This window comes from Paenibacillus tabacirhizosphaerae (assembly GCF_040812395.1).
GTDB lineage: Bacteria > Bacillota > Bacilli > Paenibacillales > NBRC-103111 > Paenibacillus_E.
The window spans coordinates 72655-87877 of the sequence record NZ_JBFNXH010000011.1; the positions used below are offsets into that span (position 1 = coordinate 72655).

General features: G+C 47.8%; 11 protein-coding genes. 2 read left to right on the forward strand and 9 right to left on the reverse strand.

All coding sequences use genetic code 11. The features are described 5' to 3' along the window. Positions 1 to 61: 61 nt before the first annotated feature. The 6 genes from moaA to mobA all read right to left on the reverse strand — a co-directional run bounded on the left by moaA (position 62) and on the right by mobA (position 9155). Positions 62 to 1099, reverse strand: coding sequence for a GTP 3',8-cyclase MoaA (gene moaA / locus ABRS97_RS18905; RefSeq protein WP_367816563.1), 1038 nt, complete (start codon positions 1097 to 1099; stop codon positions 62 to 64). A gap of 12 nt (positions 1100 to 1111) precedes the next feature. After that, positions 1112 to 2392: a molybdopterin molybdotransferase MoeA gene (locus ABRS97_RS18910; RefSeq protein ID WP_367816561.1), complete on the reverse strand. Its 1281-nt coding sequence runs from the start codon at positions 2390 to 2392 to the stop codon at positions 1112 to 1114. A gap of 183 nt (positions 2393 to 2575) precedes the next feature. Continuing rightward, positions 2576 to 3349: a pyruvate formate-lyase-activating protein gene (pflA, locus tag ABRS97_RS18915; protein WP_367816560.1), complete on the reverse strand. Its 774-nt coding sequence runs from the start codon at positions 3347 to 3349 to the stop codon at positions 2576 to 2578. Between the two features lie 22 nt (positions 3350 to 3371). Continuing rightward, on the reverse strand, positions 3372 to 5630 hold the full coding sequence (gene pflB, locus ABRS97_RS18920; protein ID WP_367816558.1) for a formate C-acetyltransferase: 2259 nt from the start codon (positions 5628 to 5630) through the stop codon (positions 3372 to 3374). Positions 5631 to 5680: 50 nt separating this feature from the next. Beyond that, positions 5681 to 8290 carry a bifunctional acetaldehyde-CoA/alcohol dehydrogenase gene (gene adhE / locus ABRS97_RS18925; RefSeq protein ID WP_367816557.1) on the reverse strand — a complete coding sequence of 870 codons (2610 nt, stop codon included), beginning with the start codon at positions 8288 to 8290 and terminating at the stop codon, positions 5681 to 5683. Positions 8291 to 8555: 265 nt separating this feature from the next. Then, complete coding sequence (gene mobA, locus ABRS97_RS18930) at positions 8556 to 9155, reverse strand: molybdenum cofactor guanylyltransferase (RefSeq protein WP_367816555.1); 600 nt, start codon at positions 9153 to 9155, stop codon at positions 8556 to 8558. A 176-nt stretch (positions 9156 to 9331) separates the two neighbouring features. Here mobA and ABRS97_RS18935 point away from each other — a divergent pair, with 176 nt between their 5' ends. Continuing rightward, positions 9332 to 10054 (forward strand): Crp/Fnr family transcriptional regulator, encoded by a 723-nt coding sequence (locus ABRS97_RS18935; protein ID WP_367816553.1) that lies wholly within the window; start codon positions 9332 to 9334, stop codon positions 10052 to 10054. A gap of 9 nt (positions 10055 to 10063) precedes the next feature. Here the strand turns inward: ABRS97_RS18935 and ABRS97_RS18940 are convergent, their stop codons facing one another. Continuing rightward, complete coding sequence (locus ABRS97_RS18940; RefSeq protein WP_367816551.1) at positions 10064 to 11161, reverse strand: winged helix DNA-binding domain-containing protein; 1098 nt, start codon at positions 11159 to 11161, stop codon at positions 10064 to 10066. A gap of 187 nt (positions 11162 to 11348) precedes the next feature. Next, entirely contained in the window at positions 11349 to 12305 is a 957-nt protein-coding gene (locus tag ABRS97_RS18945) for a stalk domain-containing protein (protein WP_367816550.1), read from the reverse strand. Positions 12306 to 12650: 345 nt separating this feature from the next. Here ABRS97_RS18945 and ABRS97_RS18950 point away from each other — a divergent pair, with 345 nt between their 5' ends. After that, the gene (locus ABRS97_RS18950; RefSeq protein ID WP_367816548.1) at positions 12651 to 13364 is read left to right on the forward strand and encodes a 2OG-Fe(II) oxygenase; all 714 of its coding nucleotides are present in this window, start codon (positions 12651 to 12653) and stop codon (positions 13362 to 13364) included. A 17-nt stretch (positions 13365 to 13381) separates the two neighbouring features. Here ABRS97_RS18950 and ABRS97_RS18955 read toward each other — a convergent pair whose 3' ends face one another. After that, entirely contained in the window at positions 13382 to 14986 is a 1605-nt protein-coding gene (locus tag ABRS97_RS18955) for a sensor domain-containing diguanylate cyclase (protein WP_367816546.1), read from the reverse strand. Positions 14987 to 15223 lie beyond the last annotated feature (237 nt).

A 15223-nucleotide genomic window follows, 5' to 3' on the forward strand; every position in this document is an offset into this window, starting at 1 on the left:
AGTTCATCTCTATCTGACAAAGTTTCAAATATCCGCCGCTTACGCAGCCCGATTCATCGCGCTAGCCGCCAATGTGAGACATTTCTACTTTATGCGTGGGAGTGGTCTGTGCAAGTCTTTGTTCGGAGTACCGATCCTGCCGATTTCCCCAAGCCCGGGCAATAACTAATCTTAAGTCGCCATCGCTCACACCGTCCCTCATCCTACTAAGCAGGTCCGTTTTGTCTGAGGCAAACAAACAGGTATAAAGGTGTCCGTCCGCAGAAAGCCGCGCTCGTGTACACGTACTGCAGAACGCTTGGGTCACAGAGGAAATCAAGCCGATCTCATCCTGAGAGCCCCGGTAACGATAACGGGTTGCAACCTCCCCGAGATAATGCGGCTCCACCGGTTCCAAGGGCATCTCCCTATGAAGGATATCGAGAATATCTTTGCTGGGAACAACATGCCTCAAATTCCAACCATTACTGTTCCCAACGTCCATGTACTCAACAAATCTCAAAATATGCCCGCGCTCCCGGAAATATTTGGCCATAGGCACGATATCCTGGTCATTAATCCCTTTTTGCACGACCATATTGATCTTAACGGATAATCCTGCCGAGGCTGCGGCATCGATGCCCTCCAACACGCCCCTTGCGGGATAGCCCCTCCCGTTCATAGCGCCAAATCGCTTATCGTCCAAACTATCCAAACTGACCGTGATTCGCTCAAGTCCGGAGTCCCTTAGCTCTCTCGCCTTATTTTTCAGCAAGGAGCCGTTGGTTGTAACTGCAATATCGTTGACGCCCTCAATGAGGCGTATCCGGGCTATGATTTCGCCAATCTGGTTATTTAAAAGCGGCTCGCCGCCTGTGATTCGCACTTTCTGAACGCCAAGAGAGACGAAAATCCGCGTTAAACGTATGATTTCTTCAAGACTAAGCAGCTTATCCTGAGGAAGAAAACGGAAGTTCGGGCCAAATACCTCTTCAGGCATACAATATCTGCATCTGAAATTGCAACGGTCTGTCACCGATATGCGCAAATCGCGAAGGGGCCTATGAAGAGCGTCTGTTAGGTTATGAGTGCTGTGAGCTTCCTTATGGTCAGGTTTCATAGTTGTCCTCCCTCAGTACGCAGTCATTTCATAAGGAAGCGGGATAACCTCTACAGATTGGCCCGCGGCAATTCCTTTGGAACCCGCTGGTATCCTAATAATGCAATTAGCATCTTGTATCGATACAAGCATGCTTGAATTATTTTTTTCCAATGCGCTAACGATTATCTGTTGATTAAAATGCGTCATTCGCCCTCTTAGATAGCGATCGTGCGGACAGCCTTTCTCATAATCATCCAACATCGCCGCTTGGGTATGATGATTATAAAGGCTTTCTATGCCTTGCATCGCCAGCAGTGCAGGCCTCGCAAACAGTTCAAAGCCCACGAAGCAGGCGCCGGGATTGCCGGACAGGCCGAACACGAGCTTGTTGTTGATGACAGCTACCGACGTCGGACTGCCGGGACGCATGGCGACCTTATTAAAAAGCAGCTCTTTTTCAATCCCGCTAGCCGTAAAGAAGTCCGCCATGACGTCGTAATCCCCGACAGAGACCCCGCCGCTTATAATAAGAAGATCACACTTCTCTAAAGCTCTTCTCACCGTCTTGGCAACTTCCACGATATCATCCGGGGCTGTTCCAAAATGGATCACGTGCCCCCCATTTTGTTCAATTTGCGCCGCAAGCATATAGGCATTGCTATTGCGCACTTTCCCCGGCTGAAGCGGCTCCATAACGGTGAGCAGTTCACTTCCGGTCATGACAACGCCTACCACGGGACGCCGAAAAACAGGAACCTCTGCATAACCCATCGAGGCGAGCAGCGCAATTTGCCCTGGACCTATTCGGGTGCCTCCGCTCATGAGGAGCTGCCCCTCCGAGATTTCATCCCCCACCCTGGCAATGTTCTGCCCGCGGGCTACTTTATGCTTGATGCGGATGAATGCCTGTCCGTCTTCCTGGATCTCCTCCGTTTGCTCAAACATGATGACAGCGTCCGCCCCGTCCGGCACAGCCGCTCCCGTCATGATTCGAATCGCGGTGCCAGGCACCACTCGCTTATTCGACAGATACCCTGCGGGCACTTCATCGATCACCCTCAGTAGGGTAGGATTTTGCGGCGCAGCCAACAGGGCTTCTTCGCTCAAAATGGCATACCCGTCCATCCCGGAACGGGGGAAATGCGGCATGCTTTCCTTCGCATACAGCGGTTTTGAAATTCTTCTATGCAAACTGCGATCAATTGACGTGTATTCACTTTCCAACGGCACAACATGCTGCATAATCATGCCCTGGGCATGATCGACTTTGACTGCTCTCCGAGCAAACCTATGGCTCCGGTTTATTGTCATGAATGGATCCTTTCATACACCCTTGTATAGGTAAATCATAAGTCTTTATGCGGCAAGCCGATGTGATATTGGTCACAGTTCCAGCTGCATGTACGGGTTATGTGAATTAAATCACATTACACATCAAACATATAACCAGCAGCACCGGCATCCAGCCCGCACTACTGGTTTTGTTTGACGCAGTTATTTTCCAAGTTGTATCCCTTGCGTTTCTGCATTGCCTTCATCCATTTGACGAGCAAGTATGCCGGAATCAATGAGATTCCTCGCCCTCTTTACTTCCTGATCGGTTGGCGTAGGACAATGTTCAAGCGGATATTCCTTCCCCATTTGCTGCCACTTATAGACTCCCATTCTGTGATAAGGCAGCAGCTCCAATTTGCTAACGTTACGCAATGAACCGATGAACTTGCCGAGCTCGATTAAATCCATGTAGTCATCTGTCCATCCAGGCACGAGCACATGACGAACCCAAGCCGGTTTGCCGATTTCGTCCAAAAAGCGAGCGAAGCGCAGGATGCGGTCATTCGGCTGCTCTGTCAGCGCGATGTGCTTGCCTGGATGCATTTGCTTCAAATCAAGCAGCACCAAATCGGTTACTTTCAGAAGCTCCTGCGCATGGCTCGGCTCGCAAAATCCGTTCGTATCCAGCACCGTATGCAGCCCCCAGCGCCTTTTGCATTCAGCGAACAAACGGGCCAGGAAAGGAGCCTGCAAAGTCGGCTCCCCGCCTGTTACCGTAATCCCCCCGCCTGAGCGGCGATAGTATTCAAGATAAGGCTCGATCTCATTCAAAATCTCTTCTACATCCATCTGCCTGCCTGTATTCATCTCCCATGAATCGGGATTATGGCAGTACTTGCACTGCAGCGCACAGCCCTGCATGAAAAGAACGAAGCGGATGCCCGGACCGTCAACGGTGCCAAAGGTGTCGAAGGAATGTATGCGTCCTTTCATCGGTCTGCACCCCTCTCTTGGATTACATCGAGCCGTGGAAGGTACGATGTATCACGTCAAGCTGTTGTTCCCTGGTCAGCTTAATAAAATTCACCGCGTAGCCGGAAACGCGAATCGTCAGTTGCGGATACTGCTCCGGATGCTCCATTGCATCCAGCAGCTGCGCCCGGTCGAACACATTAATATTCAAATGATGGCCCTGATTCGCCATATAGCCATCGAGCAAAGAGACCAGATTGGAGATGCGCGCTTCTTCTTCGCGCCCAAGAGCTTTCGGCACGATGGAGAACGTGTTCGAGATGCCGTCCAAGCAATGCTCGTAAGGGATTTTCGCTACGGAAGCGAGCGACGCCAGCGCGCCTTTCCGGTCGCGACCATGCATAGGATTAGCCCCTGGCGCGAAAGGTTCTCCCGCTTTGCGCCCATCCGGCGTGCTTCCCGTCTTTTTCCCATATACGACATTCGATGTAATCGTTAAGACGGACATCGTCGGCACCGCGCCTCGATACGTCTTATGCTTCCTGATCTTATTCATGAACGCTTCCGTCAATTGAACGGCAATCGCATCCACACGCTCATCATTATTGCCGTACTGCGGGTATTCGCCTTCAATTTCAAAATCGACCGCAATCCCTTTTTCATTGCGGATTGGACGAACCTTCGCATACTTAATCGCGCTAAGCGAGTCGGCGACTACCGATAATCCCGCGATTCCCGTAGCCATCGTGCGCACAATTTCACGGTCGTGCAGCGCCATTTCGATCCGCTCATAACTGTACTTGTCATGCATGTAGTGAATAACATTCAATGTGTTCACATACAGCTTCGCCAGCCACTCCATCACCGTATCGAACTTCTCGGCCACTTCTTCATAACGAAGAATGTCCGAAGTCACAGGCGCTAACTGAGGCCCCACCTGTATGCCCAGTTTCTCATCCACACCGCCGTTAATCGCGTAGAGGAGCGCTTTGGCCAGATTGGCGCGGGCGCCGAAAAACTGCATTTGTTTGCCGATGCGCATAGCGGATACACAGCAAGCAATGCCGTAATCATCCCCATAATAAGGCCGCATCAGATCATCATTCTCATATTGAATTGAGCTGGTCTCTGCCGATACTTTCGCACAGTATGCTTTAAAGCCTTCAGGCAACTGAGTCGACCACAACACCGTCAGATTCGGTTCAGGGGCAGGACCAAGATTGTATAACGTATGCAGGAAGCGGAAGGAGTTTTTCGTCACCCTTGCTCTGCCATCGAGCCCCATGCCGCCAATCGATTCGGTTACCCACGTCGGATCTCCGCTGAAAAGCTCATTGTAGTCAGGCGTGCGCAAAAATTTGACGATGCGAAGCTTCATGACAAAATGGTCAACTAGCTCCTGCGCCTCTATTTCCGTCAAGACCCCATTCTGCAAGTCCCGTTCGATATAAATATCTAGAAAGCTGGATACGCGCCCAAGGCTCATCGCTGCGCCATTTTGCTCCTTAATGGCGGCTAAATACGCGAAGTATACCCACTGTATCGCTTCAACAGCATTTAGCGCCGGCTTCGCAATATCATAACCGTACGTTTTGGCCATCAGCTTCAGCTCGCCGAGACTGCGGATTTGTTCAGAAAGTTCCTCGCGCAGCCGGATGATATCTTCCGTAATCGTGTCCACTTCCAACTGTAAAAGATCCTTTTTCTTCTCCTCGATCAGGCGATCTGCACCATACAACGCGACACGTCTGTAGTCGCCAATAATGCGTCCGCGGCCGTAAGCATCAGGCAGACCTGTAATAATAGCAGCTTTGCGTGCTGTCTTCATCTCTGAAGTATAGGCGTCGAATACGCCTTGGTTATGCGTTTTGCGAATATCTGTAAACACTTGAACGATTTCTTCCGGCAGCTTGAAACCATACGCCTCACAAGCATCGATAACCATGCGGATACCGCCAAATGGTTGTACGGAACGCTTAAGCGGGGCGTCGGTTTGCAAGCCGACGATTTTTTCCTTGTCCTGTGCAATATACCCTGGCGCATGCGAAGTAATCGTAGATATCGTATGAAGATCGATATCCAGCACGCCGCCATTTTCTCTCTCTTTGCGTGTCAACATACTGATCATGCGCCACAGCTCATCCGTGGCTTCCGTAGGACCCGCCAGAAAGGCATGATTGCCTGTATAAACCGTTATATTTTTATCGATAAAATCTTTAACATCGATGGCCGTTACCCATTTCCCTCTCACAAACCCGCTCCAACAGCTGCTTGTCATTATCTCAACTTCCCGTACCGCCATGACGGCACCTCCTTAGGGTTTGCAATGCAATCTTTGCTCCACTTGCAGCCTTACTCAAACTTACCGTAAAAAGCTTTCCGATAAACGTCAGCGAGCTCCGTTACTAACGGCATGCGGGGATTCGCTGTCGTACATTGGTCTTCAAACGCGCGATCCGCCAAGTAATCTACACGGGCTTCGAATTGCTCGGGATTGAACCCAAGATCCTGAAACTTCTCAGGAATACCGAGCGTTCTATTCAACTTACGGATTGCCTCGATGAGACTGTTCACACCTTCTTCTGTTGTCTTCGCAGGAAGCCCCAGCATGCGCGCAATTTCGGCATAACGCTGATCCGCTATGAAGTGGTCGTATTTTGGGAATGAAGTGAATTTCGTCGGCTTCTGGGCATTATAGCGAATGACATGCGGCATCAGAATAGCGTTCGTGCGTCCATGAGCGGTGTGGTATTCGCCTCCCCATTTATGCGCCAAGCTGTGATTAATGCCCAGGAAAGCATTCGCGAAGGCCATACCGGCAATCGTCGAAGCATTATGCATTTTCTCCCGTGCAACAGGATCAGCCGTGGCAAACGATTTCTCCAGGTTTTGGAACACCAGCTGGATGGCCTTCATCGCTAATCCATCCGAATAGTCGTTCGCCATCACGGATACGTAGGATTCAATGGCATGGGTGAGGACATCCATGCCCGTGTCGGCCACGGCTGTCTTCGGCAAGCTGTACACATAGTCAGGATCAATGATGGCAACGTCAGGCGTAAGCTCGTAATCGGCAAGCGGATACTTGGTGTTGCCCTTTTCTTTATCTGTAATGACGGCGAAAGACGTTACTTCCGAACCCGTTCCCGAAGTCGTAGGAATCGCGACGAATTTCGCTTTGCGTCCCAGACGCGGATATTTGTAAACCCGTTTGCGGATATCCATGAATTTTTGCTTTAAGGCATCGAAACTTGTGTCCGGGTATTCATAGAACAACCACATCGCTTTGGCCGCATCCATAGGCGATCCGCCGCCTAAAGCAATGATGCAATCCGGCTGGAAGCTTGCCATCTGCGCGCGGCCGCGTTCCACCGTTTCAACGGATGGGTCCGGTTCCACATCAGAGAACACTTCGATATAGACAGGCAGCTGCCGCTTGCGGAGATAATATTCAACGCGCTCAACGTAACCGAGCTTCACCATCATTGGATCCGTAACAATCATGACCCTTGTAATGTCGGGCATTTTCTCTAAATACTGGGTAGCCCCTTTTTCGAAATAAATCTTTGGCGGTATTTTGAACCACTGCATATTGACTGTGCGGTAAGCAACGCGCTTCACATTGATCAAATTCACTGCGCTTACGTTCGATGTTGTCGAGTTATGACCATATGAACCGCAGCCTAACGTCAAGGAAGGCAGGTTCGTATTATAAATGTCGCCGATAGCACCGTGTGTGGAAGGCGAATTAATAATGATCCGGCCCGTTTGAAGCTTGTTGGAGAAAGCCTGGATCACTTCCGCATTCTGGGAATGAATGACCGAGGAATGTCCCATTCCGCCAAATTTGACCACTTCCACAGCCCGATCAATCCCTTGCTCCGCGTTTTTCACTTTGTAACAGGCGAGCACGGGGCTTAGTTTTTCAGCGGATAACGGGAATGCCTCCCCAACGCCAGCTAGCTCAGCGACCAGTATCTTCGTTGCCGCAGGCACCTTGATGCCAGCCATCTCGGCGATTTTCGAAGCGGATTGACCGACAATGACGGCATTAACCGCACATTTCTCAGGGTTAATCACCAATTTGGAAACTGCCTCTGTTTCTTCCTTATTTAAGAAGTAACAGCCTTGATCAGCCATCAATTTCCGTGTCTCCGCGTAGACCGGCTCTTCGATAATAACAGCTTGTTCAGAAGCACAAATCATTCCGTTGTCAAACGTTTTCGATAGAAGCAAATCATTAACAGCCTGCTGAAGATTCGCTGTTTTTTCTATGAAGCAAGGCACATTGCCAGGCCCCACGCCTAGTGCCGGCTTCCCAGTGCTGTAGGCTGCCTTCACCATTGAAGAGCCTCCCGTTGCCAGAACAAGCGCTACATCCGGATGATTCATCAGCAGTTGGGTAGCTTCCACGGACGGATGCTTCACCCACTGAATGCAATGCTCCGGCGCCCCCGCCTGGACAGCCGCCTCCAGCAATGTCGCTGCAGCCGCGCTGCTTGATTGTTGAGCGGATGGATGGAAGGCGAAGATAATCGGGTTGCGGGTTTTCGTCGCAATCAATGATTTGAACATCGTCGTTGAAGTGGGATTCGTGACCGGCGTAACACCCGCGATAATGCCCACAGGCTCAGCTACCATCCGGTAATTCTCATAGTGGTTCTCCTCGATAACACCAACAGTCTTGTTATTTTTAATGCTGTGATAAATATACTCCGTAGCGAAGAGATTCTTGGTGATTTTATCCTCATAAACACCGCGACCGGTTTCTTCCACAGCCAGCTTGGCAAGAACCATGTGCCTATCGATGCCAGCTAACGCCATTTGCTGTACAATGTGGTCTACCTGCGCTTGATCCAGCTTAAGAAATTGCTGCTGAGCTTGCTTCGCTCTGGCTACCAGCTGGTTAACTTCGTCTTGAGCAGAAATTTGATCAATCATCTTGGCTTCTTTAGTTGTCATGATTCAACCACTCCTCTATTTTTCAAAAATATGATGCCGACGTCTTTGTTGTATATCCTAAGATTAGACTTAATAAAAATCCCTAACTATGACAAAAATCACACTAAACGAGGCTGCCCAAAAGAATTCATTGAACAATTTGTGAATATTTTCACATTCTAATTTATTAATAAAGCGGCAGTTCTATTTTCATAAAATTTGCCGCATCGTTGTCCTCACATTTCTCTACTCATACCTATCGCTGCCTGCTTTGTTAGCTTGCAAATTACAAATTATCAAGCCGCTTCATCGCTTCGTAGTCCTCGAACGTTTTGATATTGGACACGAAATTCAAATCAACGCCGTTTTCATGTAAGAACCGATCCCCAAGCTCGTTCCAAAAAACGTGTTTGAGCAGAGACGAAACCCTCGTTTCCCCTTGTTTTAAAAGAGGCGCAATGTGGGGCACGCAGGCGCGATCGTAAATACCATGCAATGGATACACCTCGCCAGCCACCAAGGGCACAACGGCTTCAAATCCATCGAGCTTTCTTTGCAACAGCAATTGGGCGGCTTTACTGGATATAAAAGGCATATCGCACCCAACTACCCAGACGGAGGCATATTTCGCAAGAGATAATGCCGCATGCATACCCCCAAGGGGCCCATGACCCTCAAAAAAATCCGTAATGATACGAACCGAACGATCGACGATGTTTAAAAATGGCTTGGGATCATTAGTGACCACAATCATCTCATCGCATATTTCCCGCATTCGATCGATTTGCCGGACAATCAGCGGCTGTCCGCCAAACGGCAGCAATGCTTTCCGTTCTCCTTTCATTCGGCGGTTGGCTCCGCCAGCCAATATCACTCCTGAAAGCATGACCATCACGTCTCCTTTACAATTATTTGGTATAGCTCCACTTTAGACAAAATAGCTTCGCTTGTAAGTGAAAAATGTCACACCCGCCTCGCGCCCGTTGTGACATAAATCACATCGATCGACAGGCAAAATGAATATACTAAACTAACTGATTAAGGAGTGGAGGGATGAATCTCATGAACGATACTATTTCTTTGCACGAAGAAGTTGGTGTCCTGAACACAGCCTGCATCTCAGCCGAAAACTTAGTTAAACTTCAGCAAAACATGTATGAATCCCGAGTCCCTATGGGATCACATCTCTATTGGGAGGGAGATCCTGCTGATAAGCTGTTCTTTATTAAGAGCGGACGAATTAAACTGACGAAGTCATCAGCCGAAGGCAGACAATTTATTTTGTACATGTATCAGGAAGGCGATATGTTTGGTCAGATCGACCCTTTTAGCCAATCGACCCATGTTTTTAACGCGGAAGTTATCGAGGATAGCGTCATTGGGGCTATTTTACAGAAGGACTTGGAAGTGCTGCTTTGGCGCAATGGAGATTTGGCTGTTGAGTTCATGAAGTGGATGGGGCTTATCCATCGGATGACGCAAACCAAATTCCGCGATTTGTTGATGTTTGGCAAACACGGAGCCTTATGCTCCCTGTTGATCAGACTGACCAACTCGTATGGCATAGAGCAAGACGGTCGTATCCTGATCACCAAATCGCATACCCACACAGAGCTTGCCGATATGATCGGCGCGACAAGAGAAAGTGTGAACCGCATGCTAAGCGAGCTTCGGAAAGCGAACGCCATCTCCATCGAAAATGGCCATCTCGTTGTAAGCGATCTGTCCTATCTTCGTCATATTTGCCATTGTGAAAACTGCCCTAAAGACATCTGTCGAGTTTAATGAGCCTCTCTATACATGCTTCACTTCAACGGATATCGAAGCTAAAGGCAAGTCCATAAACCCGCAATACCGCTCGGCGGCCTCCTGAATGCTCTCTTCCCGGTCGCTATGAGACTCAAACAAACGAATTTCGATATCCATCCCTTTTTTCTTGATCGTACGCTTCCATAAGCCTGCGACTTGACCGTCAATGACAACGGTCGGCATGAATACGCCGTTATTGCCCGGGACAATGCTGCTCGCATATTCCGCTCTCAGTACCGCGCTGCGGTCCTTATAACCGAGCAAATACTCATCATAGCCCGGAAGCAGAGTAACAGCGGGTCCACCATCAGCGGATCCCCATTGGGATTGCTCGCTCCACCAGTATTCCTGACCGCCTACTTTTTCCGACGCGAGTCCGCGTGGTGCGGCGCCGGCTCCCCGCCGGGCATCGGAGAGCGTGATGCCTGCCCACCAGGCAAAATCATGAACCGTTGCAGGACCATGACTGGTAAAGTACCTCTCAGCTAGCATGGCGAGCGCTTCATCTATAGAAGCTTCTTTGGCTGCGGGCACCCACTCATCCAGCAGTACGAAGGATTGCTGCTTGCCTTCCCGCGGTCCTAAGCAAATGAAGCCAGATTGCGCGAGATACCACAAAAGGTGATACCCCCGTTGATTCTTCGTACTAATTCCCGCTTCCTCCAGCAACTGCATGAGAAGAGGTCGGGAAATCCGCTTATTTCCATGCAAGGCATCATAGAAAAGCTGCTTGCAGCGTTCAATGATTTCCTGATTAAGCCCCAACTGCTCAAGCCTCCGGTTATCCCTCGCCAAAATACGTGAAGCCGAAAGTTTCAGCATCCATCTAACGTCGTCCGGTAGTACAAAATGGATCGTACCGCGCATCGGCCAAGTCAGCATGATCTTACGGTCTTCAATACTTTGCTCAATATCGGCCAAAGTTGCGGACTGCACGCGCAATCCGACTGCCCACAGGGCCTGGTGATAATCCTGTGCCTGCAGCGCGCCCAGTTGCTTTACGACCTGTTCGGGCTTATCCAGTTTCCCTCCCGTAATTTGCAAATTAAACATTCGTCGATCAGCAATCCTCTGTTCCTTCATGAACGACCTCCCGAGTCCGGATTATAGGAAACTGATGCCCCTTTTCCGAGTGACACTTTTGTCGTAATTTTACACTAAAATGCAGGGGTGTAGCACTTTTTTCCATAGAAAAAGAGGCTCTTCCATCTGTAGACAATCTACTTATGGAAAGCCCCGTAATATAGAAAAACCACTTAGAATAAGCGAACTAGTTCAGCTTAAAGTGAATCATCGAGCTATCATACTCGATATCCGTATCTTGCTTTTGTAGGACAAACAAATTGCTTTGCCCTTTGATGATAGGCAATAAAACTTTACCGGAAACTTCGTATGATCCTGGATTGCCTTGCGTGATTTTAGTGAACTCTACTTTATCTTCCAGCACCCTCTGAAATGCGCCATCGAAACCATATTCGGTTCCACCGATGATCTTTGCATCACCGTCTAATGTTTTCGATCCCCAAATTTTAGGAACATAAGATCTTAAATATTCATAGCCGCGTTCGCCGCTGTCGCTGCCTTTCTTCATGGAAGCATTTGCAGCTTTCACGTTTAAATCTACCATAACATAGTCAACAGTTGAACTAGCTTCCGGTTTTTTAAAGCCAAGCGCTTCAATTTCATCACGTGTAATTGGAGTAGCTTTCTTTACAGTGACTGTATATTGCACGGATGTCGTATCGTGTTCGCCCTCTTTGTAATTATAATTGTCTGTGTACGTGAAAGATGAACCAAATGCAATCGGATCTGTCAGACTTCCCGTATTTCCAGACGCAGAAGGACGCGACTGCGGAGCAGGTGTCGGTGTGGCCGGGGCAGATCCCGAATTATCTTTATCCGGAATACCGGCATTGGACGGTACAGATCCGCTGCTAGTGATTTCAACGGTTTGCGTATCATTATTCCATCTTACGGTAGCGCCTAGTTTCTCTGCAACTGCTTTAGCCGACACATAACTGTGACCCTCATAAACGATAGGGTACATAGTGCCGTCTTCGCTTGACATATCTACAGCACTGCCGTTAACGGTTACTTTCAAAGCTTGATTTTGATACGCGGTGATTTGCCGTAATGCAGAGTCAGCGTATGCGACCGCACCTACTGTTACAGCCAAAGAGATAATACTGATGCTTGCCAATACTTTCTTGGTGAAGATGTTCTTCATTTCATGACCACTCTTTTCTTGTGAATTAGAGAATCTCAGGCAATTAACACATATTCCCAGTACTATATTATCATATATTGGAACTATTTAACATGACAAAATTCGACTAATTTTGCTATTTTTTGAGGTTCATGCGGCTCGCTGGTTTCTATGATTCGCTTCATTTCCATCAAGTTTCGTTTTCTTGCTGTTACATTCCGAAATGCGTACAAACGTTTATTTTTGGGGTTATACTGTTCGTGGAGGTAGACGAAAAAGGCGTAGCAACCATCCCTAATGATGCTTCCTACACCGGCTAACTATCGCCAAATTCAAAATAAACGTATGAAAGAGGCGGCTTGCAGCATGACTGATTGTCTTATCGAACGCATAGCGGATTTGGACTGGGTGCTATTGCAGCAGTCATTAGATGAGAGAGGGTACGCGAAGCTCCCCTCTTTGTTAAATAAAAAAGTCTGTGAAGAAATCATCAATACCTATGAGGTACAGGACAATTTCCGAAGTACCATTGATATGTCTAGATACCGCTTCGGGATTGGGGAGTACAAATATTACAACGCACCTCTCCCAGATTCGCTGCAACAACTGCGCGAGGGCCTGTATCCCAAGCTTGCAATAACGGCGAATCGATGGCTTGAACAATGGGGTCAAGATGCTGCTTACCCGGAAACGCTAGCAGAGTTTCTGGATCAATGCCACAAAGAGGGACAGACACGTTCCACGCCATTGATATTGAAATACGAAGCCGGTGGTTACAACTGCCTGCATCAAGATTTGTATGGGAATGTGTATTTTCCCTTTCAGGCTGTTTTTGCCCTCAATCAAAGAGAGGAAGATTACACGGGCGGAGAGTTTCTACTGGTTGAACAGCGGCCGCGTGCCCAGAGCCAAGGCCACGTCATCACGCTGAAACAAGGGGATGGGTTGATTTTCCCCACCAATCATCGGCCTGTGCACGGAACTCGCGGCTATTACAAAGCGACACTGCGACACGGCGTTAGCACGATTACATCAGGAGTAAGATATAGTCTGGGGATTATTTTCCATGATGCAAAATAGAGGAAATAACTCAATGACTATACGCTTCCTCCCCTAATATCCGCGATAAATGTCTGGTTTCTTCCAGATTCTTTAGCTTTATACAAAGCCTGGTCGGCCATGTGAATCAGCTCTTCAGCCGAATTGGAGTGCGTAGAATAGTGAGCGATACCCTGAGAGACAGTAACAGGTTGTCCAGCTGGATTTGCACTATTTTCTAGCATGTTGCGTATTCGTTCTGCAACTATATAAGCCTCTTCAGCAGTAACTTGCGGAATAAGTGCAATGAATTCTTCGCCTCCGAATCGGCAACACACATCATTTGGCCGGACAGCCGAAGTAATAATTTTCGCGAAATGTTTCAATACTTCGTCCCCAACTTGATGGCCATAAGTGTCATTTATCGTTTTAAATCTATCAATATCCATAATAATAACAGAAAACGAAGTTTGCTCCTTAATCCACTTCAGCATGATTGCTTCGAGTGTCCTTCGGTTTATTAACCCGGTTAATGAATCAGTCGTCGCTTCTTGCGTCAATTGATCCGTCTGTTTTTGTATATCCGTTAATGCATATCTAATAGCTTTGGTTAATAAATCAGCCTCTCTATTCCAATGTTGTTTTTCTTCAGGAAGTTCGATTTTCTCTTGAGTGCTTTGGCTCACCAAATCGGCCAATGATACAAAAGGTTTCGCTAATCTGCGAGCAAGGACTATAACGATTAGCATTAAAAGCAAAAATGGAAAAATCATATACAACAGAATCGTTGCTATATAACGGCTCAATTGTTCATTGACGACACTGAAAGGCGATACCACAACTACACCCCAACCATTTTCCGGAACCTTTACGTATCCCGCTAGCTGAGCCTCTCCATTCAAATTAACCAGCTGCTCATACCCGCTTTGACCTTGAATAAGCTTCTGAACCACTTGATTGGCGCTGACATCCTCACCTAACCGAGTTGTGTCCCGATGGAACAGCACGCGACCTTCAGATCCCACTATATAAAAATATGACCCTAATTTATCTGTCGGATTGCTCCCGAAGATCATATTCAATATGTTGTATTCTTCAAGATAAAGAGTTCCTCCGATAAACCCTCGGTATGTACCTTCCTTATCGAATATGGGTTCACTCATATATACGATGAGGCGCTTGGAATTTGTAGTTACATAAGGTTTTGAGAGGAAGGGCTTTTGCGATGCTAATGCAGTCTTCGCCGCTTCCGTTGTAATATATTTTCCAACAGAGTCGGATTTAGGAGACACATTTCGAACACGTCCCGTTTCATCCACCACGGAAATGGAATTAAAGTAGTTGCTGCTATGACGTATTAATTCTAGATTAGAATATACTTCATCTGCATTCATGGTGTTTATATCTGAAAAGGTGCTTGCAGCATAATTCAGACTGCTCCTCATGGATTTAAACAAAGAGTCTATGGTCCGGCTCATTTTGCCTGCGCTTGAGAAATTCAAAGTGAGTGTAGTGTCGATCAACGAAGTTTTTTTGGATTGATAGGAAGACACGAGCAGAATGGTTACAGTCAGAAGAACTGATAGGGAGACCAGCCCTGTTAAAAGCGTGGCTAAGCTAATCTTATTCCTTTGGTTTGCTTTTATTTCGCTTAGCATAGGCATCGGCTGCCTCCTTTTTACTCTAGGTGCAAAAGCATACTCAAGCCTTTATTATAATTCAAAAAAAACGAGAAATGCAAAAAAAAATCCCATAGCAAAAAAAGTTCGCCCTCATCTCACACGAGTAAACTTTATCGTGCAGTGGACATCGTTTCATCATGAAACGAACGAACCCTATGCCTGGATTTTAAATCATTACCAGAATTAAAAAACTGCGGCGGTTAAAGACCTCGATAAAAG

Excerpts from the sequence above, each read along its gene's own strand:
- moaA (WP_367816563.1), bottom strand. The coding sequence starts at position 1,099 with ATGAAACCTGACCATAAGGAAGCTCACAGCACTCATAACCTAACAGAC.
- ABRS97_RS18910 (WP_367816561.1), bottom strand. The coding sequence starts at position 2,392 with ATGACAATAAACCGGAGCCATAGGTTTGCTCGGAGAGCAGTCAAAGTC.
- pflA (WP_367816560.1), bottom strand. The coding sequence starts at position 3,349 with ATGAAAGGACGCATACATTCCTTCGACACCTTTGGCACCGTTGACGGT.
- pflB (WP_367816558.1), bottom strand. The coding sequence starts at position 5,630 with ATGGCGGTACGGGAAGTTGAGATAATGACAAGCAGCTGTTGGAGCGGG.
- adhE (WP_367816557.1), bottom strand. The coding sequence starts at position 8,290 with ATGACAACTAAAGAAGCCAAGATGATTGATCAAATTTCTGCTCAAGAC.
- mobA (WP_367816555.1), bottom strand. The coding sequence starts at position 9,155 with ATGCTTTCAGGAGTGATATTGGCTGGCGGAGCCAACCGCCGAATGAAA.
- ABRS97_RS18935 (WP_367816553.1), top strand. The coding sequence starts at position 9,332 with ATGAACGATACTATTTCTTTGCACGAAGAAGTTGGTGTCCTGAACACA.
- ABRS97_RS18940 (WP_367816551.1), bottom strand. The coding sequence starts at position 11,161 with ATGAAGGAACAGAGGATTGCTGATCGACGAATGTTTAATTTGCAAATT.
- ABRS97_RS18945 (WP_367816550.1), bottom strand. The coding sequence starts at position 12,305 with ATGAAGAACATCTTCACCAAGAAAGTATTGGCAAGCATCAGTATTATC.
- ABRS97_RS18950 (WP_367816548.1), top strand. The coding sequence starts at position 12,651 with ATGACTGATTGTCTTATCGAACGCATAGCGGATTTGGACTGGGTGCTA.
- ABRS97_RS18955 (WP_367816546.1), bottom strand. The coding sequence starts at position 14,986 with ATGCCTATGCTAAGCGAAATAAAAGCAAACCAAAGGAATAAGATTAGC.